This is a genomic window from Thainema salinarum CENA647 (assembly GCF_057732415.1).
This window is the reverse complement of sequence record NZ_JBYJZJ010000022.1, coordinates 1,561,053-1,587,002: the sequence shown is the minus strand read 5'-3', so window position 1 is coordinate 1,587,002 and position 25,950 is coordinate 1,561,053. Positions and strand designations below refer to the sequence as shown.

Genomic DNA, 25,950 nt, shown 5'->3' with positions numbered 1-25,950 from the left:
GTTCTATTTGACCTCCAGTAACTCGGGCTTCACCTGATGAAAGAACAGCACGAGTAAAGCGGTAAAAAATCCTTCAACGACCATCAGCGGAATGTGAGCCAGCGTCAGAGCGTAAACAGCTTGGCCTTCCGTTACTCTATCGAGATCGGCGGGCAAGTTTGTCATGAGTAGCGCAAAGAAGATAAGAGCGGCTAAACCTAGCCCAATTGCTCCCGCCAAAAAGCCAAATGTGGCTAATAAGACGCGATTGCTGCGCTTGAACAGGTGGCGCAGTTGAAAAACGTGGTAGGCGACAAGGGCTGGTACGCCCATCATGATCGCGTTGACGCCCAGTGTGGAGAGGCCGCCGTGCTGAAACATAATGGCCTGAAAGAACAGTCCAATCAGGATGGCTGGAAAGGCAAAATAGCCCAGTAGCGTACCCAATAGACCGTTCAAAATTAGGTGAACGCTGGTGGGGGGGACGGGGACATGAATCCAAGAGGCTACGAAAAATGCGGCTGTGAGGAGCGATGCCTTGGGCACTTGGGCTTGGGGATTGGGGGACTGTTTGATTTTACGCAGCGAATACCAGGTGACGAACCCGGTTGCTGCATAACCTGCGATCGCAACTGGCGCAGGCAAAAATCCATCAGGCAAATGCATTTATTTCTCTCGCGAAAAGAACAGTGCCGTACCCACAAATCCCCAAATACCAGCAGCTCCCATCAGCACAATCTGCGGAGTGCTGTAGCCATTGCTGGTGCGTTTTGCGATCGCATCGGTAACCTGAACAGAGCCATCGGCTTCTGTGTTGACCGGAATATTGACAATATCACCATGTCCCGCCTGACGCACCTGTACTTCCCAGTTACCAGCTTGGGCTGCGTCGGGCGTGAAGATGAACTGGCCTCGCTCGTCGGTTTGTCCCGTCAACCACGCTTCAGCGGGATTCTCAGGTGCATAGACATTGACCTGCGCTTCTGCCATCGGGTCACCGTTGTCATAGGTGGCAGTGAGCTGAACTGCCGAAACGGGAGTGTAATCGATGACGACACCGTGGGCTTGACTAGCGGCCTGCCAGCCAAATGTTAGCAGTAATGCAGTTGGCAATCCGGATGACCAAAATGCTGAAGCCATGTATTTTGATGGTCTGATGTTCTGTAACACGTGAACGTTGGATGGGTGAATTAAGAAGCAAATTACAGGTCTAAATAGTTCTAGGCTGTAATTTTAAGTGTGACAAAGAGGTGAGTTAGAGGTTTAGATTGAGCACATAGACTGAATACTTGCAGCCATCTATCTAGATAAAATAGGTGAAAAGAAGTAGACCGTTTATGTGCAATCTGCGAGAGATTGATGAACACGAACTGAACATCTAGATTAAATGCTTTTGGGCGTGATCTTCTCTATCCTTTGAGATTGCTTTAGAGGCATAAATTAAATCAGTAGAATTAGAGTCTGATTAATCTTAGATCTCAATAATAGGCATAGAGACTTATCAGGTAGAGCTAATAGGGCTGTGACAAGGTGCGATCGCACCTTATCCAGTGCACCTAATCCAGCGCCTTTAATTCAGGCTTCAGTTCGTGTTTCCTCCTGTGGCGTCTAACTATAGCGTTTAAGTCGTTGGAGCTGACGTTTGCTCACAGTGCCCTTCACCCACGTGAGCCAAGCCCTGCATCGCTTCTTCCAGCGTTGCGTACTCTTCGGCAGAGAGGGAAGACTGAAGTTGCTCCAAATCAGTTTCTAGCTGCCCATTCTCGGCCAGTGCTGCCAATGGCTCAAATCCCAATGCTCCGGTATTAATCGGATCATCGCTGGGTGCCTCACCATCACCGAAAATATGGTCGAAGTGGAACGTTGCCTCCAAATCAGCTTGTTCCCCATCCGACAGAATGCCCTTGCGCTGGTCGCCGACATATTCCCCGCAGGTATAGGCCATCGTCTGTGCCGAGTTAATGACGAAGTCAACGGTTTGCCCATCTTTTTGAGCTGTCCCGTCCATTACCAACGTATAACCTGCGGCTGGCCCGTCGGTTGCCGGACTCATTTGCCAAGAAATGGCGTTGTAGCGACCTGTAGGTACATTGGGCAGTTCAGCCACTAAGATTGGATCGGCGTTCTCATCACCTGCGGCCAAATCAACAGTTTGCGCAGCAGCCACATCCACTGTTTCTTGTGCCTTCAATTCTGCTCCCATACTCGGATCGTAGGGGGGATCGGTTTGATACGCTTTCACATCAGCCAAATTGACGTAGACATTATCAAAGCTAATTTCCCATCCGTCCTTGGTCGTGAATCCCTGGCGCACAAAGTCTTCGCCATTAGCCCGCACCAGTAGTGTACCCGTGCCGCTCGTTTCGCCAGCCTCTGTCGCACTCTCTGACGGATCTGCTGCACTAGACACATCGGCAGCTGTGGTGTCTTCTGCACCGTCTCCTTCTGATGTTTGGCTTGCACAACCCAGCAAGAGACCCGGCGCTAGGCTAACTACTCCTACTAGCACTAAAGCATTTAGTCTAGTCATAATTCATCCTAAATATTAAAGACAACGTAACTGCTTTTTGAGATGGCTGCGGTGAAAACCCAAGTAAAAAGCAGACAAGAAACTATCAGTGCTTCCCAATCTTGCGGGAATTCCATCACTATCTTGATAACGCTATCACTAGATTTTAGGCTGGTAAATGCGGGGGGAGGGGATACCCAAAGCTTCAAAAATTAATCATTGCAATCATTATGTTGCAGCTTCTTGTGATTCTCTTAATGTTTAACTAACTAAACGACATAGCGTGAACTTAATTAAATAAAGCCAATTATTTATTGAACCCGTTTCAATTTTATGGCCAAGCAAGTAGCCAATCCATTCATCTCAATTTTTAGATGTCAATTTGCTACGATAATTGTGAATATAAAAAATCAGCCTAAAGTAATATCCAAAATCAAGAACACTGAGTGAAACCAGCATGGGACAACGCTTGCTGATGGTTCTTACCTGCACAGAGTGCTATACAATACAAAAATTTTGGAGCAAGATTTAGGTTGATGACTCGTGTGACTCGTGGTGCGATCGCAGCGGGACATCCGCTAACTGCCGAAGCTGGCATTGAAATGCTGCAACAGGGTGGCAACGCCTTTGATGCTGCGATCGCAGCGGCGTTAGCGGCTTGCGTCACGGAATCAACCCTGACATCCGTCGCGGGTGGCGGTTTTCTGCTGGCGCATACGGCCAGTGGAGACAGTAAGCTCTTTGACTTTTTCAGCCAAACACCGCGCCATAAACGATCGGCTTCAGAAATTGATTTCTATCCCATTGAGGCTGACTTTGGCGATACGACCCAAGAGTTTCACATCGGCCTGGGATCAATGGCTGTGCCGGGAGTGTTGGCCGGACTCGGGGAGGTTCATCGCCAACTGGGAACGCTACCGCTGGCCGTGATTGCTGAGCCTGCCATTCGCTATGCTAAACACGGCATTCTGGTTGACAAGTTTTGCGCCTTTTGCATTCAAATTTTGCACCCCATCCTGCAAGCTACTCCTCATGCGCGCGCAATTTACGCGCCCAACGGTAACCTACTAGCTACCGGAGATACGCTGCGGCTGCCTGATTTTGCTAATACGCTGGAATTTCTTGTCGAAGAAGGCTTTGAGGCGTTTTATCACGGTGATATTGCCAAGCAGATTGCCCGCGATTGCCACGAACAGGGTGGATATCTAACCCGTGATGACCTGAGCCAGTATCGGGTGATTGAGCGTCCAGTTTTGCAGGTTGCCTATCGCGATCGCACTTTACTGACCAATCCACCTCCCAGTTCTGGCGGTGCGCTGATCGCTTTTGCACTGAAGCTGTTAGGACACACGGATCTTTCGCCCGACCAATTTGGCAGTCCGGATCACCTCGTCAAACTGGCCCAGGTGATGCGGTTGACGAACTTGGCGCGACGCGATGGCTACGATGCCCGCTTGTATGAACCGGATGTTGCTCAGCGATTTTTGGCGGATGCTCACCTAGCAGAATACCTACCCCAAATGGAAACAGCCTGCAACAAGTGGGGCAGCACCACCCACATCAGCGTCATGGATGAGGCGGGCAATGCAGCCAGTATCACGACTTCCAATGGCGAAGGCTCGTCCTATGTCATCCCCGGTACGGGGATCATGATGAACAACATGCTGGGCGAAGAAGACCTCAATCCCAACGGCTTTCATCAGTGGCAACCGAATCAGCGGATCTCGTCGATGATGGCTCCGTCCATCCTGCTGAAGAACGGTCGTCCAGAAGCGGTTCTAGGTTCTGGCGGCTCCAATCGAATTCGAACCGCGATTTTGCAGGTAATTTCTAATCTGGTCGATTTCCAACTGCCGATTGAAGAATCCGTCTATGCTCCCCGCGTACATTGGGAAAGGGGTAAGTTTCATCTCGAACCGCCGCTCCAGGTTGAGCCGAGCTTAGAGCGAACCCAGTTTGCCAACCAAGAAATCATTCACTGGAGCCAGCGCAGCATGTTTTTTGGCGGCGTCCATGCGGTTACCCGTACAACCGATGGCGCATTTCACGGCATTGGTGATGAACGACGCGGCGGTGCGATCGCACAATGCTGATCATTAAAATTGCCGCTGGGCTGCCGCGATGCGACAGCCCAGCGGCAATTTTGAGTTTTTGATTTAACTTAGCTAACCAGCTCTTCGTCTTCTTCCCAGCTTTCAACGGCTAGCAAATCGCCAATCGTATCCTGCATAGTAAAGTCAAACTCTTCTAGCTCAGCCTTCCAATGGGCCCATTCGTCACCGAACAGCAGCGCGATTTTCCAGAGACGATCCTCTGATTTCACTGCTCCGGAACGGACAAGCGATCGCACTTGTCGCTGAAATTTCACCATCGGGTGCATAACCTGTTGGCTCATAAAACCTCTATTCGCTTTTGAAATACTTTTTATACTCTGTCAACTCTTTTAAGGAATGGAATCTAGCGCCCGCATACGAAGCTTGGTTGGCACCAGAGAGTATATATCCTTGACTAATGTAGCACATGCATTGCATTACGACTACATCTTAGGTATCGCAATCCTGTTCATGCCACTACACTAGCCAATTTCTCCACCCAGCATCCTATCGGCTTCTTGGTTCAGTCGGTATGGAGCAGGCCGAATCGTTACAAAACTTTTGACTATAGATAGAGATACGGTAATCTTTGTGCAAAATTAGTTGAATCCGAACAGGTGTTATCGGGCTAAGGCTAGTCGTCTTTCGCCACCAGTCGATAAGATAGATAGATTGCTCATTTAGTGTTTTGAACAATGTCTGGTTCCTCTGCCGTGGTTGAACAGCCCGAAAAGATTCATCTTCCTCGTACTAGTGAGTCTGAAGATCTGAAGCGCATCCGCCATACGATGTCGCACGTGATGGCGATGGCGGTGCAAAAGCTATTCCCCAAGGCTCAGGTAACGATTGGCCCTTGGATCGAATACGGCTTTTATTATGATTTCGATAGCCCAGAACCCTTTACCGAAAAGGATCTGAAGGCGATCAAGAAAGAGATGATCAAGATCATCAACAAGAATCTGCCCGTTGTGCGAGAAGAGGTCAGTCGTGCAGAGGCCAAGCAGCGGATTGAAGCGCTCGGCGAACCCTACAAGCTTGAAATTCTGGAAGATTTAAAGGAGCCGATCACCCTCTATCACTTGGGCGAAGACTGGTGGGATCTCTGTGCGGGGCCACACGTAGCGACGACTGGCGACCTGCATCCCAAAGCCTTTGATCTGGAAAGCGTAGCGGGTGCCTACTGGCGCGGTGATGAAACCAAGGCGCAGCTCCAGCGGATCTACGGTACGGCTTGGGAAACCCCAGAGCAACTGGCAGAGTACAAGCGGCGACGGGAAGAAGCGAAGAAGCGGGATCACCGTCGGCTAGGCCGCGAGTTGGGTCTGTTTATCTTTTCCGATGATGTGGGGCCAGGTTTACCGCTCTGGACGCCTAAAGGTACCATTCTGCGTTCAACCCTAGAGAATTTCCTGCGCGAGGAGCAGACCAAGCGGGGCTATTTGCCTGTGGTCACGCCCCACATTGCCCGCGTCGATTTGTTCAAGATTTCCGGACATTGGCAGAACTATCGGGAAGATATGTTTCCGCTGATGGCTGAGGATGATGCAGAGCGGGCGGCAGAGCATGGCTTTGTCATGAAGCCCATGAACTGTCCGTTCCATATTCAAATCTATAAGAGTGAGTTGCGTTCCTATCGGGAATTGCCCATGCGACTGGCTGAGTTCGGTACGGTTTATCGCTACGAGCAGTCGGGTGAACTGGGCGGTCTGACGCGGGTGCGCGGCTTTACCGTGGATGACTCGCACCTGTTTGTCACGCCGGAACAGCTGGATGATGAGTTCATCAAAGTGGTTGACCTGATTCTGTCGGTCTTCCGCGATTTGCGATTGGAGAACTTCCAGGCGCGGCTCAGCTTTCGCGATCCGGATTCGGACAAGTACATCGGCTCTGACAAAGTTTGGGAAACTTCCCAAAATGCGATCCGCCGCGCGGTGCAAACTCTGGGCATGGATCATTTTGAAGCTGTGGGTGAAGCCGCATTCTATGGGCCGAAGCTGGACTTCATCTTCCGCGATGCCCTGGATCGGGAGTGGCAGTTGGGGACGGTGCAGGTGGACTACAACCTGCCGGAGCGGTTTGACCTGGAATACGTGGCTGAAGACGGTTCCCGTCAGCGACCCGTCATGATCCACCGTGCGCCCTTTGGCTCACTGGAGCGATTGGTCGGCATCCTAATTGAAGAGTATGCGGGTGACTTTCCGCTGTGGCTGGCTCCCACCCAGTTCCGGATTCTGCCGGTGACTGAAGATCATGTCCCCTATGCCAAGGAAGTGGTGCAAAAGTTGCTGGCGAAAGGCGTCCGGGCTGAAGCCGACCTGAGCAGCGATCGCTTAGGTAAGATGATCCGCAACGCCGAAAAGGGCAAGATTCCGGTGATGGCCATCGTCGGCGATAAGGAACTGGAAGCTCAAACCCTCAGTATGCGGACACGGGCATCCGGTGAACTGGGTGCGATGCCCGTTGATGAAGCGATTGATCAACTGGCAACTGCGATCGCAGATCGCCGCGATTTCTAGAACAGTCTTTCTGATAGGCGGCTTTACCGCCCTATCAGAAAAAATTCGGTTTTGATGAAGGAGAACGACCATTTCTAGCATTACGGTAACTGTCCCCGCCACCACCGCAAACTTAGGCGCAGGGTTTGACTGCATTGGTGCAGCATTAACGCTCTATAATCGGTTTCGCTTTTCCCCTGGGCGCGGCAGCTTCCTGTCGATTCACGTCGCGGGGGCCGATGCCGAGCGGGTAACGACAGATGAGAGCAACTTGGTGTATCAGGCGTTTCTGAAGCTCTATCACCACATTAATCAGCCACCGCCGCCCATCTCGCTGCACATTGAAATGGACGTGCCCCTGGCGCGGGGCTTGGGCAGTTCCGCCACCGCCATCGTTGGTGGGCTGCTCGGTGCCAATCAAATGGCCGGATCGCCCCTGAGCCAAGTAGAGGTCGCTGAACTTGCGATCGCAATTGAAGGCCATCCCGACAATGTGGTTCCGGCTCTGCTCGGCGGCTGTCGATTAACCGCCACCAATGCCGAGGAAGATGCTTCGGTAACATGCGATATTCCCTGGCACGCGGACTTTGTGCCCGTTTTAGGCATTCCCAACTTTGAGCTGTCTACTGCCGAAGCGCGCTTGGTACTACCCACTGAATATGCTCGCGTCGACGCCATTTTTAACGCCGCCCACTTGGGCTTGCTGATTCGAGCTTTAGCCAGCGGCAACGGCGATTGGCTGCAAGCCGCGCTGCACGACCGCATTCATCAGCCCTATCGGGAAACGCTGATTCATGGTTACAAGCCTGTGCGGAAAGCAGCTCTAGCAGCGGGTGCTTATGGTCTTGTGATCAGCGGTGCTGGGCCAACCCTACTTGCGATCTCATCTCCTGCAACCGCCCCCGATGTCGCGGCAGCCATGACGCAAGCGTGGCAAAAAGCAGATGTGCAGCCACAAGTGAAAGTACTTCAACTCGATAGCCAAGGCGCTATGGTTAAGGCTGGCCTTTAATAAATATTTGAGGTGATGACGCGAAATGGACTGGCTGGCCAGTCCATTTCGCGTCATCACTGTCATCACTGTCATCACTTAAGTAATTCCCCTGACCAAGGCGCTCATCGCTTCTGTCCACGGGTGAGCCGGATAGTGCTGACAAAAAACGCCCTCGCTGCCAAGCTGCATCATTTCCTGAGCTGCAGGCAGAATGCCCGCCACAGGCGTATCGTAGGTTTGCTCAAGCTGAGTGACCAGATCATCGCGATCGATATTAGGCAGCACTTTATTTACCACCAGCTGCATCTTGGGTACCTGTAGTTGACGCGCCACATTGACCGTCACCGCCGTACCTTGAAAATCTTGCCGATCCGGACGCAGCAGCAGCAGCAGTAAATGTGACACGGCAATCGACAAAAACGTTTCCTTACTCAAACCGGGATGGGTATCAATCAGTAAATAGTCCAAATCAAACTGGCGAATCAGCCGATTCATCCCGCTGTTGAGGTGGCTGGCCCTGTAGCCTTCACTCAAAATCCGGGCAATTTCATTGGGATTGATACTGGCTGGAACTAACCAAATTTGACCTCGATTTTCCACTCCTGCAGTATGGCTCACATCATAAGCGGTGGCTTCAATCTCACATCGCTGCCACAAGTAGTCATTCAGCGTTTGCTGAACCCGATCTTCATCTAGGTCAAAAATGTTATGCACACCCGGTGACTGTAAATCGGTATCAATCACCGCGACTCGAAATCGTTGGGCAGCTAGAAGTGTTGCTAAATTAGCAACGAGATTGGATTTTCCAGTTCCTCCTCGATAAGAGTGGACAGCAATAATCTTCGGCATTACTTACTCGAACTCAACATCGCATACGGTCAAACTAAGGGGCGTCGTCTCTGCGCAGCTCTTCAATTTCAGACTGTAGGGCTTGAAAAAAGTCAGTGTTGACGATATCGGCCACATCGCGATCGCGCTTTTGCAAATCCACCTCAACCTGCAACTTCTGCAATTGTTGTTTTAAGGCTTCCTCGTCTTGCTTCCGCTGGGTAATATCGACCACACTACCTTCGTAATACAGTAAATTCCCGTTGATATCGCACACAGCTCTGGCGTTTTCTTCCAACCAAATCTTAATACCATCCCGTCGATAGGCTTGGTACTGAAACCCCAAAACTTCACCTTGTGCTTCAAGTTGCTGGGTGAACTGCTGCCGAATGGCTGGATCGACGTAGATTTGCTGGGCAATGGATTGAACCTCCGCCAGCATTTGCTGGGGCGATTCATAGCCATGCAAACTCGCCATTGCCCGGTTGACTCGTAGGTAGCGGCCATCAGCAGTCGATTGAAAAATACCGCTAAATGCGTTTTCGAAAATGCTGCGATAGCTGCGCTCGGCCTGCTTGAGGGCAATTTCTGCCTGACGACGCGAGGTCATATCTCGCACGGTTACCAGAGCTTCATCTTCATTTAGCGCTACGATCCGCACTTCTTCATAGCGCAGTTCACCATTCACCGCGATAGTTTGATCGTACTGCTGGATGACTTGGGTTTGAATAGCTCTTTGGATGAGTTTTAGACAGCGCTGGGCCAGATCTAGCGGTAATGCGTCGTAGATGTGTCCACCAACCTGTAGGTTCTCAGGGGCATGAATGGGAAAATTACGTTGGCCATAAATATCTAGATACGTACCGTCTTGATGCACCCGCATCATCAGATCCGGCACGGCGGCAATCATGGCTTGCTTGGTGGCTTCACTATGGCGCAGATTTTCTTCAACTAACTTACGCTCTGTAATGTCATGCACCACGCAGTAGATAACTCCCTGATCGATGAGCGGAATTGAGTTCCAGAGCAGCCAGCGGTAGCTGCCGTCCTTGCAGCGATAGCGGTTTTCAAACTCAAGCGTGTTGGCTCCCTCTGCGATCCGCTGGGCTTCTCCGATGGTTTTAGCAATGTCGTCTGGATGCACAAACGAGAGATAGGGATTCGCCAAGAGCTCCGCGCGAGGGTAGCCCAACGTTTTTTCCCAGGCTGGATTCAGCCGCTGAAAATAGCCATCAAAACCCGCGATACAAAACATATCGATTGACAGATCAAAAAAGCGATCGCGTTCTTCTTCGGCCTGTTTTTGCTCAGTGATGTCCCGCACCATCAGCAGCGCTTCGTCTTCGGTGACTGGGACAACGCGCACCTCCTCAAACACCCGCTGGCCATACTTGTCTAGCTGATGCTCATAGATCTGCATTTGACGACTCGTCAACGCATAGTGAATGTAGTTCATCTGCTGCTGGAGCAAACTGGGCGGCAGGACTTCACTTAAATAAGACTCTAGCGGTAGGAAACGACCCGCTTGATTGGACTGGGGATGAATAACATTCAGACAAGTGCCATCCCGCCGCACTCGAACCAGCAGGTCAGGAATAGCCTCTAGCACCGCTCGGTTATGCTCCTCTTGCTGATAAAGCGATTGCTCTACCTGCTTTTTTTCAGTGATATCCAAAACCACACTTAGCAAAACTGGTTCACCATTGAGCTCCAGTGGCTGAATGTATAAGTCCAGCCAGGCCAGTTCATCATTGGCTTTTTGCACCTGTAGCTCATAACCCTGAACATAGCCTTGCTGACTCAGCAGTTCCAAAATTTGCATTCGATCGGCAGGATTACTGTAAAAATCCAGTGACTTGCGGTTGAGTAAGTCGGCACAGGTCAGCCCAATGGTTTTCCCCAAGGCAGAATTGGCATAGAGGATATCTCCCGTTTCAATGCGCGAGATTAAAACGGGAGTGGGTAAGGCATCCAGGAGGCGATCCTGCTGCTGTGCGTTAGTTTGTGGTGTACGGGGTTGGAGTTGCGAGGAGTGCGATCGCATCTCCACGGGTTGAGCATTCTGATCATCGGTTGCAACCGATGACGATTTTGGCTCAAGATTTAGCTGTTGCAGCAGCTGATCGCGCTCTTGCTGGAGAGTTTGCAGCTGATGCTGCAATTGGCAAACCTGCCGCAGCAATTCATCTCTAGAAGGCGATTTTGAACTACTCCCCTGTTCGCCCAAATAATGCAGAATGCAGTCACGAACGACATCCGATTGCGAGCGAGCCGATTGACGGCAATGGCTTTCCAAGACAAGAAATTCGCGCCGAGAGAGAAATATTTAAACTCTTTCTTGTCATAAGCCTACTTACTCGTTGCTGTTGTTCGACCTGCCGTTGAGTGAAATGGATTGACCACTTAAATCTTATGTCTGCGCCAAAATGCCTCGACTGAATGTACCCTTACAGGGTCACAAGGATCACAAATGTTTGCACAAGTACGATAGTCAGGCCAAGAAACTCTTGTATCAGAGCTTTTGTGCAAAAGTTCTGGTATCAAAGCTACAGATGCACCAGTGATTTATGGATAACTGGTAACGTCCATCGCTCATCACAACTAGGCTCAATTGCAACCCAAATTTGCAGTAAAGCGACCATCTATTTCAGTAGAAGTTGGCGTAATAATGTTCGCGATTCGGTTTGGACAAAACGAGGTTAAGTCGAATGAAAGAGCAGGTTCGTATCTCTTGCGCCTTATAAAATTGGCATCCCTAAGGATTACTTTGCCGCCACATTGTGACAAAGTAACCCTCCTAGAGATCGATGCAAGATTCGTAGCCGTCGCCATTTCGGTCGAGACAGTTACAGAATCCAACGTTGAAACGCTTGAACGTTTCCAGAGTTTCCCAACGTTCTAATAAATGCGGCTACTGCGATAGATGAATTTTTTGAAGTAGCAATTCTGAGTTATCTAAGCATTACTCACACAACTCCAATTCACTACCCTTGAAGATGATCAAAAGCAGAGTGTTCGAACAGGCAATTATGCTTAATATGCCCCCAAATGCCCTTTATTTCAAGACATTGGCAAGCACAACACTACCGTTCCTCAAGAGGTCGCACCCATTGGCCCGAGATATTTGGATAAATAAGGAGAGAAAACCTCATAAATCAAAGTCAGTGGCTGGCCATTATGCCAAAACAGGTAGTGTCGCCCCCAGAATGGGCCATCTTCCTGAAAAGCTTCTGTCAACGCCGCTGAGTGCCCGTAGTGAATGCCTTGAATATCCCGATAGAGTTCAGTTCGCAACCGGGATAGGCTGGCCCAAATCGGTAGTGACCGATTTTGTAAGTATTCATCCACATGGCTAGCTTCCCACCAAGAGGTTGCATATGCGAGCCGCTGACCGGATGCCGTACGCAACCAGACTTGGCGGCGCAGTCGAGGGCCAGGAACTCGCGCAATCAAATCAGGCGCACCATCCGGCGACATGCCAATTAAAGACATGTCAATTACATCAACTTCAGTGCGTTCACTCGTCAAAAGCTGTAGATGTCGCGTGGGTGAACCATCGCCCAGCAGCAGGATTTGCCAAGCTGGAGCTAGCTGATCGTGAGGCAGTCCTCGCCGAACGACTGTTTCACCGCCTTCCCAAATTGGCTCTAGTGCATGCCATGCCGTTGGCAGCATGGCATCATGAGTGGATTGAAATGCCGAGGTCAAAATACTTTACAAAATGTAATCTTCATACTGTCATGATAAGACAGACGGGAGTGGGTTGGTCGTTTGTCTGAAAAATTCAATCATTAGTCTAATTGATTAAGGCAAAAGCTGCGCTCAGCGCAGCTTTTGCCTTAATCAATTAGGATCTTGCTCAACGAGCGCGGCAGGATTCGAACCTGCGACCCTCAGAACCGGAATCTGATGCTCTATCCACTGAGCCACGCGCCCTTATGCGGCCATTTGATTGTAGCACTTCCTCATAGATTGCATCAAAATCAAAGATTACAAATAGCTCATTGGATTGACTGGTTCGCCATTTTTACGAACTTCAAAGTGCAAATGAGGCCCAGTGGAAAGCCCAGTAGAGCCAACGGCGGCGATCGGTTCTCCCTTTTGGACGCTAGCACCTTCTTTTACGTAGGTTGCACTAGCGTGAGCATAGAGTGTGGTCAGTCCGCCACCGTGGCTGATAATCACTGAACGGCCATAGCCTCCGTACCAGCCAGAGAAGATGACCGTACCTGAGTCAGCGGCGCGAATCGTGCTGCCGTGGGATGCGCCAAAATCAACGCCTGCGTGGAATCGACGATAGCCCAAAATAGGATGTATACGGGTGCCAAAGCTGCTGGTGATGCTGGCGCTGACGGGGTAGCTGAATTGTCCTGAGCCGCTGGTGATAATGCGGTTGCGATCGGCAGCGAGACGGGCCGCTTCTTGTTCGGCAAGTTTCTGACGAATCAGGTCAGCAACCCCCTCCGAGTCTTTGGCAAGTTTGGCTTCTGCTGCTTCTAGCGCTTGTCGATCCACTCTGAGGCGATCGACGAGCGTCGTTTGGGTTTGAGCTTGGGCTTCGTACTGCTGCTTTTCCAGCTCAAGCTGCTGCACAATGAGAGCGATTTCATTTTTTTGAACTTCTACCTCAAGCCGCTGCTGCTCCAACTGCTTGGCGGTTTCATCCAGCTTGCCCAGCATGTGCTGATCGGCTTCGTAGACCAGCTTCAACTGGCGGCGCTTATCTAAAAACTCATTCAGATTTTGACTTTGCAGCAAAACGGCCCAACCTTTGACTCCTTGCTGACGCTGGAGAAACTGCAGCCGCGCCACGGTCGATCGCTGCATTTGATCGTAGGTTTCCTCGGCTACCAACAAATCAGCCTGCAAATGCTTCAGTCGCTGGGTAGCCAGTTCTAGCCGATACTCATTGTCTTTAATTTGAACCGTCGTGCTCTGAATCGTTTGCTGAAGCCCTTCGAGCCGATCTTCTGCGGATTCTTCCAGGTTTTTCAGCCGTTCCCGCTCAGACTGGACTCGCTGGTGTTCATTGTCAATTTGCTGCTGTTTCTGGCGCAGGTCGTCAACAGAGGTGGCAATCAAGTGAGAGGTTGTTAGAGCAATGGTAGAAGCAGGTTGCGATCGCACCACCGATCCATTACCCATCCCACTCATAATTAGCCCAAAGGTCAACCCACCTAGCAGAATCGCCTGTAGCCAACGTCGCCACTTTGCACGGAAATTAGCCAGACCAAGCGTTAGCCCCAAATATTGCTGAAAACCCAACCGATCCATAAGCACGCACTTTCAGGAACAAAGAAAATCACTTGGACTGTCTACTACAGACCGGGCGTATAGCGCCCCAAAGACGCGCCCCGTGCATCGTAGAGCTGGAGAGACATGCCTGCATTCTGCCCAATGACGGTCAACGTTCGTAACAGGCTGTCCACGTGCTGCCGAATTTGAGCCTGCTTCGCGGCGTCCCCTTTTAGAGCAGCGTTGACCATGCTGTCTTGAATGGTGCGATCGTATGCGGCAGTCAGGCGAACCTCAATCAAATCGGGCGAAATCGTGTAGGTGCAGATGGTCGGCGATCCAGCGCAGGCTTTCTGTAAATCTTGAGCGACTTTTTGGCGAGAGACGGCTGAGCGCAGTTGTCCTTCAGCCTTTTCTAGTGCTGTGCGATAGCTGCCGATCAGAGGCTGCGCTGCTTCATAGTTGGCAGTAGACTCCGGCACTTGGCGAATGTTGCTGAGCGCCTGTCGCCAGGTTGTAACCGCCATTGTCCATTGATTCTGCTGCTCATAGCTGCGAGCCGAGTCAGCATAGCGATTGGCTCGTTCATAGGCATCAACACTCAGTTGTTCCTGGGTGTAGCGAACTTTAGCATCAGCCAGCTTTTGCTCGTAGGTTTGCAGAAGCTGCTGGGCTTCGCTGTGAACGAGGGTGCCTTGAGGAATCCGGTTGAGGTGATTGATTACCTGCTGCCAACTGTTCACAAGGGCTTTGCGATCGGAGAGTGAATCGGCAGTGCTTTCGCTCAGTTGAGCTGCTTCGGCAGCAGAAACGGCTAGGTTGAAGTGATTTTCGGCCTGCTGATCGGCGGCAATGCGCTGATCGATGGCGCTGAGGTTCGTTTGATATTCACCTCGCTTGCGAGCAATGAATACACTGAGGTCGCTATTGGCCGGAATGGCATCCAATTCTGCGATCGCACGACTCCACAGATTGCGAATATCCTGCCACTGGCTAACGGGATGGGGCGGATTTTGGCTTTGCTCCGCCGCTAACGTGGCAAACCGCTGGGCCGACATGATTTGGTCAAGTTCTTGAGCTTGAGTTTGATACGAAGCCCGCAAATCCTCGGCTTGGCTGTGATAGCGTGACCAGAAGGGAATCGACTCCAGCAGCCGATCCGCCTTTTGAATATCGGAATGCACGAGCTGCACTGTTTGCGCCGTTGGATCTTCGGTCAGCTCACCCAGAGCCGCTTGGCTCAACGCTTCCGCATCCGTCAGTGTTGAACAGCCGCCAATCACGCAGGGTCGAGTCAGGGCATAGAACGCGCCTGTAAAGGCCAGTACGCCCACAACGCCGCTCGCTAGAATGCCAATCGGCCAGCTTTCAAGCTTTGCCAACCAGGCTGGCTGACTGGCAGTTGGGGGACTGGCATCGGTCGCTGACTCTGACGCCGCCATCTCCGGGCTGAGAGCATCTGAGGATGCCTCTGCGAGTCCGTTTTGCTGAGGATTGGCATATGGTGCGATCGCAAAACTCTGATTGGCTGATTCAGGATCGCCAGCATTATCAGCCTGATTAGCGTCATCGGTATGACCTGCTGTCTGGTCGGGCGTGGCGGAGTTAGCCGTTACAGGATCGACCCGTTCGAGGCGAAACTCGGCTTCCTCAAAAATGCGCTCCAGATCCGGTTCTTCTGATTGAGGATCAGATGTTGATTCGGTAGATGGAATCAGCCAGTAGCGCCGGGTTTGATAGGGCCGCGCTTGATCTGTTGTTCGGAGAAAAAACTGGAGCGGAATCGCACCCGATTCCGGTTCTGAGGACTGAGATGACTGGGTTGGCGCATTGGATTGGGAGTCAGATTGCGATGCGGACGGTGCGTAAGGTGGGTAAAAGTCCTCGATTTCGCCACTCAGCGTTGGCACACCATCCATGAAGGGCGATCTTGGCGACGATGACGCAGCCTGATTAGATTCCTCCGCGTCATCCAGGGCACCTGTCGCTGTGATGCAGGTATGAATCAGGCTGAGCGGCAAATGGGTCGCCGCTGCTGCCAGGTCATCCAGCAGTTGCTCCGGATCGGCCACGGCATAAGCTGGATGCTGAGCCAAAATCATCAGCACTTGGCGACGGACTGCACAGCGCAGTTCGAGATCTTCAAAGTCAACGGCTTGTGCCTGTAAAACCTGCCGCAGGCTAGTTTCAAGTTGGGCGAAGGGACGTTGACAAACTGATGTGTTCATGGATTCCAAACTATCCAGTAGCATGAAGGCGAACGAGACAATTTAGCGTCGTCTTGGGCAGCGATTGTAGCGTAAAAGCTTGACGTTGCGATCGCAATTCGTTTGGTCAAACTCGTCGTACTATTTTGTCGCGTTAGTTTATAGAATTTTTCGGTAAAAACCGGGTAAAACATCACCCGGAACCAGACAATGGCGAAAGCGTATCGCACCCTGCTCAGAACTGCCAGTCTGCCCTCGCAAAGTGTTACATATATCAGCTCTGTTAGGACTCGGTTAGGACACAGACGTTTTCGCGGCGCGGCGAAGCCGCGCCACAAAAACGTCTGAACCAACCATCTAGGGTGAGAATCCACGTTTTCGCAACGGAAAAATAATGGAAGAATATGAACAATCAAGCGTTTCAAACGTTTAGCTGGGATTTTTCGACCGCTGATGCTTTCAGTTGGCAAGCCGATTTTGCTGACTATCCTCCCGGTCAAGAAGCGTTTTATCGGTTAGGTGCCGATGTGCGATCGCGACCGTTCAACCTGGGCGGCGATCAAGCTCTATTCATCACGGGCGACAACCGCAGCGATGACCTGTTTATGTACTTTCGCCAGTTCGTGACGGGGTTAGCACCCAACACGCGCTACCACGTTACGTTTGATCTGGAACTGGCCAGTAATGCACCAGCCGACAGCTTCGGCATTGGCGGCAGTCCCGCCACCAGCGTCTATCTCAAAGCCGGGGCGACTCAAATTGAACCGCTGCCGAATTTGGTTGATCCAGACGAAGACTTTCTGCGGCTCAATATCGACAAGGGCAATCAGAGTCAGGTTGGCCGCGATGCCGTGCTGCTGGGTGACTTGGCGAAACCCATTGGGGATGATAGCTGGGACTACTCACTGATTCGCCGTGATAATCAAGCCAATCCGTTTCGATTCAAAACCGATGACAGCGGCAGCGCTTGGTTATACTTTGGCACCGACTCCGGCTTTGAAGGCACAACTGCCCTGTACTACACCGAATTCAGCGCCACCTTTGCGTCTCCTGTAGCCGTGCCAGAGTCCAGTGCGATCTCATTTCTGCTGCTGGCAGGAGCTTGGATCGGTTGGGCAAGGAAAGTAAAATGCTGAGGACTGATTACTCCTCACCTCTTCCAAAAAAAAATCCCCGACCCGAAGGCCAGGGATTAATCAGGGTGCATCTACCACTACCGTTTACTCAGTTATGGTCATTCCATCAGGACATTTCGATAAAAAAATTGGGTGATTTGGCAGTTTGAAACACGCGCGCCAGAATGCAGCGCTGCTGTAGGGGCAGGTTTCGCGGATCAGGATGGATTGAGTAACCCTAATTTAGGACTAGCCCCGCCCCTGCCAAATAAATTGCAAAAGGGAGTCTATTCAATCAAAGCGGCCAACTTGGACATCGGTGCGGAACTGATGTAGGTGTTCCTCAAGCTGTTCAATTCTGTAGTTAAGCTGTTTGCGATCGCTTAATGTCGGTCGTACTGATTTGGCAATTCTCACCAGTTGGGTAGACACAGATTTAGCCGGATCGGCTAGTAGCGATCGCGCAGATCGGAGTCGATCTTGTTTGAACCAATCGGTGCAGTAGCGCAACGACGAGCGCACTCCTGGCGCAAAGCGGTACAGATCCCACAGCGGCAGAATCGTCTGCGGCTCATAGGTCAGGCCCAGCGAACCGCACCAGTCTTCCCACTTGAAGGTTAAAACTCGGCTGCTGGTGCGAATGGGAATCCAGGGAATCCCAAAGGCATCAGCTGCGATCGCACCGTGCATCGCTTCGGTGAGTAAAACCTCGGTTTCGCCAATTGCGGTTAATACCGTTTCTACGGGCCAGCGGGGGTCAATGTAGTGAAAGCCAATGCGATCGCAAATTTTATTCCAAACCCGTCCGCCCAGATCGGCATGTTCCACATGGGGCATAAAGCTGTAGCGAAACCGCTTCCGTCGGGCGGGTTGAAACACCTGTCGCACCAGCACTCCACCGTCTGTAGCAATTTTGCGATCGGGTAAGCCCAATGCCTGCGCTGTGAGCGGGCCGCGTACGCAGTAGACTCGCCAAGCAGGTGTCACCGTTGGCAAACCGCCGCCATAACCCAGGCCAGAGCTAAACACGATCAGATGCGGAGTGCTAGCAAAGCGTTTGGAGAGTCCCCGATTCAGTAACGTACCAATACCGACAAACACTTGGCGGGGGTCGTCATTCAAATACTCCGGAATGAGCCGCTGCCAGAGCCAGGGATTAAGATCATCGCCAAAGTTGCTCAATCCTTTGGGATAGCGCTGCGCTGGAAATTGGTAGTAGAACAGCTTCATAGCAATTGCTTCGCCCTTCGCCAATCAAGCCGATGGAAATCCATGATTCGCCTCATCCTAGGCTATTCTATCTTTCCCTAACTAGGAAACACTTGCTCCCTCTGCTCTCTTGCCTCCTCGCCCTTGCTCCTCAATTAGCCCCATCGGCAAGAACCAAGAAGCAACCTGCTGCTCCCACATATAGCGCGTCCGGCAACTGATGCGGTGCAGACCGTGACTGATCCGGCGGTTTGCCCGTTCCAACCAACTGGGGTATCGGAGACTGAGCGGATACTGTTCCGGCTGATGCCAGTAGCGGTAGTGCAAAAACAGGTCGCGATGGGGAAGATTCACTGCCTCACCCTGGCAGAGGCGGGTAAACAACCGCGAGCTGTAGCTCATGTAGTGCAGCCGATGGATCGGTTTCAGGCCATCCTGGTTGTAAAGGACGTGATCCTGAACCACAAACGGATCGACCCCCGCGCAGTTGCCCGTCCGCTCGGCGGGATCGAGACTTTGGGTGTAGTTAAACATGGGGCGCTCAGAGCGCAGCGTTAAATAGTTAAATAACTGGGCATCATCCCACCACTCTCGAATCCAGCTCACTTCCTGATCGATAACCAGCCGATCCTGCCAATCGGCGAGATCCTGCGCCGTAAACGTCCGGCGCTTAGCGGCGAAGAAGCTGGAACAGTGCAGCTTGGGCTGCACATCAGCGGCTCGATAGGCTCCGGCCTGCTCAATTTTGTCTAGATCCAGCGCCGTTTGATCACCCGTTTTCTGGTGTTCCCAATCGTCAAACACAAAATCATACTGATCCAGCTTTTGAATCACGCCATCCAGCGGTTTCATCACCAAGCTGTCAGCATCGATGAAAATAAATCGCTCAAACGGCCCATCAAACGCGGCAAACTTACGTTCTAGGTGACAGCGATACCAGCCAGGAGGAGCCAGCTTCTTGCGCTGCGCCTTGGGATAGGCCGACCAAACCTGAGTGGCAAACTGCTGCCAGCGCCCGATCGCATCCCAGTTGTCAAACAAGGAGACCTGCGATCGCACTTTCACCTCCTGCTGCACCCGCTCTATTTGCGAGTCAAACGGAATAATGTAGACCGGGATCGAATTCCCTATATGAATCTCAATACTGTTCAGCAGCGCCACTAACTGGTCGTACACCAGATCATTTGCCAGTGTATAAATTCCCCAATCCGCCATGATTTTTTGTTGCCCTATCCCCATCGACGTATTTTTTATTCGCTCATCATAGGAAACGGACGTTAAGAGCGGATAATCAGGGCAGAACAGCGATTGTTAAAGATTACGTCAATCCGGGCAGTGTATGGTTGTAGGGGAGCAAAGTCAGGCAAAATGATTCGAGGATAGAATAATGGTTGGATTTGATACCAGATGGGTGAGTCAACCCCAGTGAGATCCGTAGCCGAATATAAGGGCATCTTTCATCCCGCAGCAGGTTATTCCACAATTGACTTGCGATTTAGTCTTAACCTGACCTATACTTATTCCCCGAACGTTGAAGATCTTGGACGAAGGACGAGGAGGCAACTATTCCTGAAACGTTAACCCTAACTGTTAGTTTGAGAGGCACACGCGATGTTAGGGATAATTGCCAAATTTTTCGCCTCACAGGGTTGCTGGATGCATTCTCGGAGCCCAATTTCCGCAAAGCTCTCGGCAAGTACGTAGATGAAGGGCCAAGCAACATCATCTTAGACTTGTCTCAAATTGACTTTGTGGATAGTTCTGGGTTGGGAGCACTGGTTCAGCTGGTTAAGAAAGCCCAAACGAAAGAAGGCAGTGTGCAGCTAGTCACCAATCCAAGGGTGACGCAGACCGTCAAGCTGGTTCGGCTTGAAAAGTTCTTGTCCCTACAGCCTTCCGTTGACCAAGCGCTTGAAAATCTGAAAGATACCTAGAATGCCTATAGTCTCAGGCGACGAGCCTCAGGCGATAGGTTGTAGTTTCTGATACTTCAATGGGCCAAGAATGGGCTAAACCCATCCGTTTAGACGGCCTATCAGTCAATTTACAGTCGATTTATAGTCAAGATATGAAAGGGCGTTTAGGGAATCTTTCCTGTAGCTACGCTCTTTTTTATTTGGTCAATTGAGCTGAACTTCGCAAGGAGGTGAATTTGGCCACGTGCGATCGCAATCAACCCCCTGCGAACGAAACCACTACGAATCAGCCCTCTGTGTCAAACACTTCCCAGGTAGTGGCTGATGCCATGTTGCCCTCGCGCTTCCCCCCCCTGAGTTTGTCGGCAGGTGAGATCCGGCAGCTTTCACCCGTTGCGTTAGCCTATGTGGGTGATGCCGTGTACGAGCTTTATATGCGGACTCATCATCTGTTTCCTCGTCGCCGCATCCGTGCCTATCATCAGCAGGTAGTTGAACAGGTCAACGCCGACCGCCAAGCCGAATATTTGCAGCAGCTTTTACCCCATTTGTGCGATCGCGAATTGGACATTGTCCGGCGAGGACGTAATGCCGCTCCTAAACGGCCTAACCGCACTAATCCAGAGGCTTATCAGCAGGCTACTGCGCTCGAAACACTGATTGGATATTTATATCTCACAGATTTAGATCGTCTGGAACAACTCATGAATCTGATCTTTGCGTATTTGCGGGAATTGGATAGGACAGAAGGAGATCGCTAGGATCATTCTGTTATCTAAGTTCGCAGTGAGCATTGAGGGAGATTCATTGTTGATGGTTGGCTGAATGGGTGTGCGAATCGGTAACGGATACCAGGATTAATGGTTCGTCAGTCAGAGGCCAATTGGGTCAGAAGTTATAGGTTGATTAGGCCAATCATTAATAGGTTGTTAATAAGATTGTGATGTGTGTGCAGGTTCTTGCATTTAGAGCATTTAGATCAATAAGCAGAGATTAAGTAAGTAGACGTATAACAAGTAGACATATAAAAAGTAGATATATAAGTAGAAATAAGCTCAGGTTTAGTTCAAGTTCATTTCTCTTTAAAATCTTCAGTTCGATTATTGGCCAATTATGGGCCGAGAGGCAGGGTTTGACATGGCAGATCAGAAATCAGGAAACGGCTCCCGCTATCCCCGGAAAAATACGCCGAAGCCGAAGCGGAATTCATCGTCATCACGCAGCTCATCATCACGCAGCTCATCATCTCGGAGCGAATCGCCGCGCAAGTCTGATACCCGCCGATCCGAACCGCGTAGGTCAGAGAATCGTGATAATCGGGGGGACAAGTACCGTGCTCAGCCCTCTCGATCCCGTGATCAAGGCGATCGAAACCGGGATTATCAACCTCAGCGATTTCGCTCTGAGCGGTCATTCGATGACTCAAGGCAGGATGAAAATTATGATTTGATCTATGGTCGTCATCCCGTCTTAGCGGCTCTGGAGAGCGATCGCAACATCAACCGAATCTGGGTGCAGACCAAACTGCGCTACGATCCTCAGTTTCACAGTTTGCTGAATGAGGCCAAGGCCAGCGGCACGGTTGTTGATGAAGTTGATCATCAGCGGCTGGGTCAGATGACTCAAGGGGCAAATCATCAGGGGATCGTGGCTCAAATTTCGCCGCATCACTATACAGAACTGGATGATTTGATTCAGCAGGCGTTCAATAAGTCAGAACGTCCTGTCATTGTGGCCGCTGACGGTATTACAGATCCGCATAACTTAGGTGCAATTATTCGAACGGCTGAAGCGCTGGGAGCAAATGGGATCGTGATCCCGCAGCGCCGAGCCGTGGGGATCACGTCTACAGTGGTCAAAGTTGCGGCGGGTGCTTTAGAAAATTTTCCGGTCGCAAGGGTTGTCAATCTGGGGCGAGCCTTAGAGAATTTAAAGGAAAGTGGATTTTGGATTTACGGAGCTGAATCAACTGGTAGTCAGCCCGTATACGAAGCAGAATTTTCTCAACCGACTGTATTAGTTATTGGTTCTGAAGGAGAGGGTTTAGGACTGTCGATTCAGAAGCGCTGTGACGTTTTGGTTTCTGTTCCCCTCCAGGGGCACACTCCCAGTTTGAACGCTTCCGTTGCGGCAGGCATGGCACTGTACGAGATTTATCGCCAAAGATGGATAAAAACACTCGACCTAAAGTCTTTGCAAAAAAAAATGCAACAGAGTATAACGAAATTTGAACCTGAATCGTGAGAGCTGCACTAAAGACCTGTGTTCGTTCTCGTTCATACGCTGGAGTAATCACAAGGACGTAGCTGGCAAATAGTTATGAAGAATTTATTGACAAACGTATTAGAGTCGCTTGGCATTGGCTTGGATTGGTGGATCAAGGTAGTGACGGATGATCCCGAATGCACCTACTACTTTGGGCCTTACGACAGCAAATCTGAGGCAGAAGCTGAGCAGTTTGGCTTCATCGAAGACCTGAAGGGTGAGAATGCGATTATTGTCAGCCAAGAGGTCATGCGCGCTAAGCCAACGGAATACACCATTTACGATGAGCGTACGGATTTTTTAGGGATTAATCCTCGACCTGTGTTCAGCGGGCAGTCGTAGGATTCAATTGCTGTCAGACCAAAACTAAGCTGCTGAAGAGCTGGTCGGGTCTGTCAGGATGTATCCGCTTACGTGGGGGCGAATGGCCATTCGCCCCTACCGTTTGTTGTTGATGGCCATTCGTTCCTACGGTTGTTACTGGATGAGCAGTATCAGGTGGTGAAGGTGCGATCGCAGTTTTCCAACCGATCGATTGCGACCTGGCCGAATAGCTGGGTCAACGCAACCCGCTGAGCGCTGGGCATTTGCCCATAGCAAAAGACGTAGGGGATCTCGTCTGGTAGCTGCGGGAGCAAGGAATCCATTGCGTAGGGACTGCCGTAGATCAAGAGCGCCTGTAGGTTTTCGGCCTGTACCAGCGCTTGCAGCCAGTCTTGGGCGATCTGTGTGGGCGCTGCACTGCCGCGAAACGGATTGCCGCGAATAAAGATTTGCAATAGTGTCGGCTCAGCATAGCTGTTTTGCACCTGCGTTGCTGGAAGGGCGGCGCTGTCAGCATCCTGAGTGCTGATCAGCTTAGTTGCATAGCCTAAGCTGCGGGGATATGCGATCGCAGGTGCGGTACGACTCAAAAACGGACAGTCCAGCACCTGATCAACCAAGATCACATTCCGGCGATTCGTGACGTTGGGATCGATGGTAATTGGTAACGCCTGATCTCGCTGTGAATATTGCATTGACTGCTGCGAAATTGCAGTCGCACAGGCCAGCGCATCGGGTTGAGCGACTTGATCCAGCCGGATCGGTGGTGGTGGCAAATGCTCCCAGGCGTGGCGTGAGGGGGCATCAGTTGTGAGGGCTGATCCCACCTTATGCTTGGCTCGCCATATCCGTTCCACGGAATAGCGAATCCGCTCCCGTGTCAGGCGACCGTCTGCTACGGCATCACAGACGGCATGAATAGCCGCTTCTGGGTCAGTGGGCATCAAGAGGATATCGGTGCCCGCCTCGACTGCGAGAACAGCGGCCTCGCCATCGCCATAGCGATTTGCGATCGCACCCATCATCAGAGCATCGGTGACAATCAGGCCGTTGAAGCCCATCTCCTGTCGCAGCATTCCGGTCAGGATGGCAGGTGAGAGTGTGGCGGGATAGGTGGGATCGAGCTGCGGTAAGTTCAAATGTGCGGTCATCACTGCATCGACTCCGGCTGCGATCGCAGATCGGAACGGCGGCAGTTCAATCTGATCGAGCCGCTGAAGATCGTGGGGAATAACGGGTAGCTCTAGGTGCGAATCCGTGGCGGTGTCGCCATGTCCCGGAAAGTGCTTGGCCGTGGTCAGCACGGGCTGCTGCTGGGCACCGCGAATAAAGGCCGTGGCAAGCTGGCTGACGATTTCGGGATCAGCGGCAAAGGAGCGCACGTTGATCACCGGATTAGCCGGATTATTGTTTACGTCCACGACCGGAGCCAGAATCCAGTTGAGGCCAATGGCCAGAGCTTCACGGGCGATGATGCTGCCCATTTGCTCGGCAAGCTGGAGGGCTTGGGGCAAGTTTTGATCTGCGATCGTACTGAGCGCCATCGGTGGTGGAAACCAAGTTGCCCCAGCAAAGCGTTGCCCCACGCCTTCTTCGATATCGGCAGCGATTAGTAAGGGGATCGATGCCTGTGACTGGAGCAGCTGGGTGCGTAGACCCACTTCGCCTGCACTGCCGCCGAGTAGAATGACGCCGCCTACGCCGAGATCTCCTAGCCATTTGCTGAGCTGAGCGGCATTGGCTTCAATGTGGGGATATTGCCGCTGATGGTCGAATAAATGGCCTGTGGTACGCACGACGACCATTTGAGCCACTTGTTCAGCTAATGACAAGGACTCCACTTCGGGGAGCGATGGGTTAACGGTACTACTCGCGATCAATGGCTGCTTGCTCCCTTGGTTGCTGTATTTTTAAGTCTTGCATTGGGCGGCAATGCCCACGTACTTACTGGGTTCTATGCTCTGTAAGATCCCCCCTAGCCCCCCTTTTTAAGGGGGGAACCTGCTCAAAGTTCCCCCTTTTTAAGGGGGATTTAGGGGGATCGTGCAATTTGTAAATTGGATTCAGGTGAGTGAATTTTACAAGACCTGAAAACGCTGAGTTTCGCGCTGCTCAACCCAAGCTATCTGTAATTACTCTTCAGAATCGTCAGTGGCAAAATCATCTTCGAAATCCTCGTCATTGGATGCGCTGGCTTCCCGTTGGCGGCTGATTTGATTCAGCAGGTCAATTACCTGGGTGCCTTCTTCCAAGGCCCGATCTTCCACGAAGCGGACTTCCGGAGTGCGGCGCAGGCGCATCCGCTGGCCGAGTTCATGGCGCACATGCCCGGTGGCGGCCTCTAGTCCGGCCATTGTTTCCGACTTGGCCTCAGCGGTTCCGTAGATGCTGACAAAAATCTTGGCATGTTGCAAATCGCCCGACATATCAACCCGTGTAACGCTGACCATGCCAGAACCGACTCGGTCATCTTTGATGCCAGAGATCAACATTTGGCTCACTTCTCGTTTGACCTGTTCGGCTACACGAGCGACTCGACGATTAGTCGCCATACTTCTTTCCTCAAAACAATCGTTAGCGTTCTCCCAGACTATTCTAAATCGCTCCGATAGATTAAAGGTTCTGGCGAATATGACAGGGGTAGCGCAACATTACGCAACACTTGAGATGGGCTAGCGAATAAATTGCGATCGCAGTGGAATCCTTTGGATTTTAGGGTTTACCGCTAGTTTGAGGCTGAAGTGAGATTTATGAGCGGATATCAACCTTACTTAAGTTAGT

The 25,950-nt window shown here is 51.4% G+C and carries 21 protein-coding genes and 1 tRNA gene; 8 read left to right on the top strand and 14 right to left on the bottom strand.

The window, feature by feature from the left end; translation table 11 throughout:
• Positions 1-3 precede the first annotated feature (3 nt).
• The 3 genes from cbiM to AC286M_RS13785 form a co-directional block, all read right to left on the bottom strand.
• Entirely contained in the window at positions 4-645 is a 642-nt protein-coding gene (cbiM, locus tag AC286M_RS13795) for a cobalt transporter CbiM (protein WP_488204937.1), read from the bottom strand.
• Positions 646-1,119, bottom strand: coding sequence for a peptidase associated/transthyretin-like domain-containing protein (locus tag AC286M_RS13790; protein ID WP_488204936.1), 474 nt, complete (start codon positions 1,117-1,119; stop codon positions 646-648).
• A 481-nt stretch (positions 1,120-1,600) separates the two neighbouring features.
• Positions 1,601-2,509, bottom strand: a complete 909-nt coding sequence (locus AC286M_RS13785) for a DUF4382 domain-containing protein (RefSeq protein ID WP_488204935.1) — start codon at positions 2,507-2,509, stop codon at positions 1,601-1,603.
• 515 nt (positions 2,510-3,024) lie between these two features.
• On the opposite strand from AC286M_RS13785, the gene ggt reads away from it, so the two are divergent.
• On the top strand, positions 3,025-4,581 hold the full coding sequence (ggt, locus tag AC286M_RS13780) for a gamma-glutamyltransferase (RefSeq protein WP_488204934.1): 1,557 nt from the start codon (positions 3,025-3,027) through the stop codon (positions 4,579-4,581).
• 68 nt (positions 4,582-4,649) lie between these two features.
• On the opposite strand, the gene AC286M_RS13775 is transcribed toward ggt, so the two are convergent.
• Positions 4,650-4,883, bottom strand: coding sequence for a DUF4327 family protein (locus tag AC286M_RS13775; RefSeq protein WP_488204933.1), 234 nt, complete (start codon positions 4,881-4,883; stop codon positions 4,650-4,652).
• 393 nt (positions 4,884-5,276) lie between these two features.
• On the opposite strand from AC286M_RS13775, the gene thrS reads away from it, so the two are divergent.
• Positions 5,277-7,097, top strand: coding sequence for a threonine--tRNA ligase (thrS, locus tag AC286M_RS13770; protein WP_488204932.1), 1,821 nt, complete (start codon positions 5,277-5,279; stop codon positions 7,095-7,097).
• A 70-nt stretch (positions 7,098-7,167) separates the two neighbouring features.
• Positions 7,168-8,088, top strand: a complete 921-nt coding sequence (thrB, locus tag AC286M_RS13765; RefSeq protein ID WP_488208835.1) for a homoserine kinase — start codon at positions 7,168-7,170, stop codon at positions 8,086-8,088.
• A 78-nt stretch (positions 8,089-8,166) separates the two neighbouring features.
• Here thrB and AC286M_RS13760 read toward each other — a convergent pair whose 3' ends face one another.
• The 6 genes from AC286M_RS13760 to AC286M_RS13735 all read right to left on the bottom strand — a co-directional run bounded on the left by AC286M_RS13760 (position 8,167) and on the right by AC286M_RS13735 (position 16,361).
• Positions 8,167-8,919: a MinD/ParA family ATP-binding protein gene (locus tag AC286M_RS13760; RefSeq protein ID WP_488204931.1), complete on the bottom strand. Its 753-nt coding sequence runs from the start codon at positions 8,917-8,919 to the stop codon at positions 8,167-8,169.
• A 34-nt stretch (positions 8,920-8,953) separates the two neighbouring features.
• On the bottom strand, positions 8,954-11,194 hold the full coding sequence (locus AC286M_RS13755) for a PAS domain S-box protein (protein WP_488204930.1): 2,241 nt from the start codon (positions 11,192-11,194) through the stop codon (positions 8,954-8,956).
• Positions 11,195-11,991: 797 nt separating this feature from the next.
• The gene (locus AC286M_RS13750; RefSeq protein ID WP_488204929.1) at positions 11,992-12,606 is read right to left on the bottom strand and encodes a chorismate lyase; all 615 of its coding nucleotides are present in this window, start codon (positions 12,604-12,606) and stop codon (positions 11,992-11,994) included.
• Between the two features lie 155 nt (positions 12,607-12,761).
• Positions 12,762-12,834: transfer RNA gene (locus tag AC286M_RS13745), tRNA-Arg, on the bottom strand.
• A 54-nt stretch (positions 12,835-12,888) separates the two neighbouring features.
• Positions 12,889-14,172, bottom strand: coding sequence for a murein hydrolase activator EnvC family protein (locus AC286M_RS13740; protein ID WP_488204928.1), 1,284 nt, complete (start codon positions 14,170-14,172; stop codon positions 12,889-12,891).
• A gap of 44 nt (positions 14,173-14,216) precedes the next feature.
• Entirely contained in the window at positions 14,217-16,361 is a 2,145-nt protein-coding gene (locus AC286M_RS13735) for a hypothetical protein (RefSeq protein ID WP_488204927.1), read from the bottom strand.
• A gap of 383 nt (positions 16,362-16,744) precedes the next feature.
• Here AC286M_RS13735 and AC286M_RS13730 point away from each other — a divergent pair, with 383 nt between their 5' ends.
• The gene (locus AC286M_RS13730) at positions 16,745-17,476 is read left to right on the top strand and encodes a hypothetical protein (protein WP_488204926.1); all 732 of its coding nucleotides are present in this window, start codon (positions 16,745-16,747) and stop codon (positions 17,474-17,476) included.
• Positions 17,477-17,746: 270 nt separating this feature from the next.
• On the opposite strand, the gene AC286M_RS13725 is transcribed toward AC286M_RS13730, so the two are convergent.
• Both AC286M_RS13725 and AC286M_RS13720 read right to left on the bottom strand, forming a co-directional pair.
• Positions 17,747-18,685: a polysaccharide pyruvyl transferase family protein gene (locus AC286M_RS13725; RefSeq protein ID WP_488204925.1), complete on the bottom strand. Its 939-nt coding sequence runs from the start codon at positions 18,683-18,685 to the stop codon at positions 17,747-17,749.
• A gap of 81 nt (positions 18,686-18,766) precedes the next feature.
• A complete protein-coding gene (locus AC286M_RS13720) occupies positions 18,767-19,879 on the bottom strand; it encodes an Npun_R2821/Npun_R2822 family protein (RefSeq protein ID WP_488204924.1) in 1,113 nt (370 codons plus the stop codon).
• A gap of 380 nt (positions 19,880-20,259) precedes the next feature.
• Between AC286M_RS13720 and AC286M_RS13715 the strand changes: the two genes are divergently transcribed.
• From AC286M_RS13715 to AC286M_RS13700, 4 genes are all read left to right on the top strand, one after another.
• Complete coding sequence (locus tag AC286M_RS13715) at positions 20,260-20,598, top strand: STAS domain-containing protein (protein WP_488204923.1); 339 nt, start codon at positions 20,260-20,262, stop codon at positions 20,596-20,598.
• A gap of 278 nt (positions 20,599-20,876) precedes the next feature.
• Positions 20,877-21,341 carry a Mini-ribonuclease 3 gene (locus AC286M_RS13710; RefSeq protein WP_488204922.1) on the top strand — a complete coding sequence of 155 codons (465 nt, stop codon included), beginning with the start codon at positions 20,877-20,879 and terminating at the stop codon, positions 21,339-21,341.
• A gap of 376 nt (positions 21,342-21,717) precedes the next feature.
• Entirely contained in the window at positions 21,718-22,824 is a 1,107-nt protein-coding gene (gene rlmB, locus AC286M_RS13705; RefSeq protein ID WP_488204921.1) for a 23S rRNA (guanosine(2251)-2'-O)-methyltransferase RlmB, read from the top strand.
• An 87-nt stretch (positions 22,825-22,911) separates the two neighbouring features.
• On the top strand, positions 22,912-23,187 hold the full coding sequence (locus AC286M_RS13700; protein WP_488204920.1) for a DUF1816 domain-containing protein: 276 nt from the start codon (positions 22,912-22,914) through the stop codon (positions 23,185-23,187).
• A 152-nt stretch (positions 23,188-23,339) separates the two neighbouring features.
• On the opposite strand, the gene AC286M_RS13695 is transcribed toward AC286M_RS13700, so the two are convergent.
• Complete coding sequence (locus AC286M_RS13695) at positions 23,340-25,049, bottom strand: glycoside hydrolase family 3 N-terminal domain-containing protein (RefSeq protein ID WP_488204919.1); 1,710 nt, start codon at positions 25,047-25,049, stop codon at positions 23,340-23,342.
• Between the two features lie 252 nt (positions 25,050-25,301).
• Positions 25,302-25,721: a 30S ribosome-binding factor RbfA gene (rbfA, locus tag AC286M_RS13690; RefSeq protein ID WP_488204918.1), complete on the bottom strand. Its 420-nt coding sequence runs from the start codon at positions 25,719-25,721 to the stop codon at positions 25,302-25,304.
• Between the last annotated feature and the right edge of the window lie 229 nt (positions 25,722-25,950).

Bases quoted from the DNA above. Each gene is read 5' to 3' on its own strand.
- ggt (WP_488204934.1), top strand. From the start codon at position 3,025: ATGACTCGTGTGACTCGTGGTGCGATCGCAGCGGGACATCCGCTAACT.
- rlmB (WP_488204921.1), top strand. From the start codon at position 21,718: ATGGCAGATCAGAAATCAGGAAACGGCTCCCGCTATCCCCGGAAAAAT.
- AC286M_RS13790 (WP_488204936.1), bottom strand. From the start codon at position 1,119: ATGGCTTCAGCATTTTGGTCATCCGGATTGCCAACTGCATTACTGCTA.
- AC286M_RS13760 (WP_488204931.1), bottom strand. From the start codon at position 8,919: ATGCCGAAGATTATTGCTGTCCACTCTTATCGAGGAGGAACTGGAAAA.
- AC286M_RS13735 (WP_488204927.1), bottom strand. From the start codon at position 16,361: ATGAACACATCAGTTTGTCAACGTCCCTTCGCCCAACTTGAAACTAGC.
- thrS (WP_488204932.1), top strand. From the start codon at position 5,277: ATGTCTGGTTCCTCTGCCGTGGTTGAACAGCCCGAAAAGATTCATCTT.
- AC286M_RS13725 (WP_488204925.1), bottom strand. From the start codon at position 18,685: ATGAAGCTGTTCTACTACCAATTTCCAGCGCAGCGCTATCCCAAAGGA.
- AC286M_RS13740 (WP_488204928.1), bottom strand. From the start codon at position 14,172: ATGGATCGGTTGGGTTTTCAGCAATATTTGGGGCTAACGCTTGGTCTG.
- AC286M_RS13775 (WP_488204933.1), bottom strand. From the start codon at position 4,883: ATGAGCCAACAGGTTATGCACCCGATGGTGAAATTTCAGCGACAAGTG.
- AC286M_RS13785 (WP_488204935.1), bottom strand. From the start codon at position 2,509: ATGACTAGACTAAATGCTTTAGTGCTAGTAGGAGTAGTTAGCCTAGCG.
- cbiM (WP_488204937.1), bottom strand. From the start codon at position 645: ATGCATTTGCCTGATGGATTTTTGCCTGCGCCAGTTGCGATCGCAGGT.
- AC286M_RS13730 (WP_488204926.1), top strand. From the start codon at position 16,745: ATGAACAATCAAGCGTTTCAAACGTTTAGCTGGGATTTTTCGACCGCT.
- rbfA (WP_488204918.1), bottom strand. From the start codon at position 25,721: ATGGCGACTAATCGTCGAGTCGCTCGTGTAGCCGAACAGGTCAAACGA.
- AC286M_RS13720 (WP_488204924.1), bottom strand. From the start codon at position 19,879: ATGGCGGATTGGGGAATTTATACACTGGCAAATGATCTGGTGTACGAC.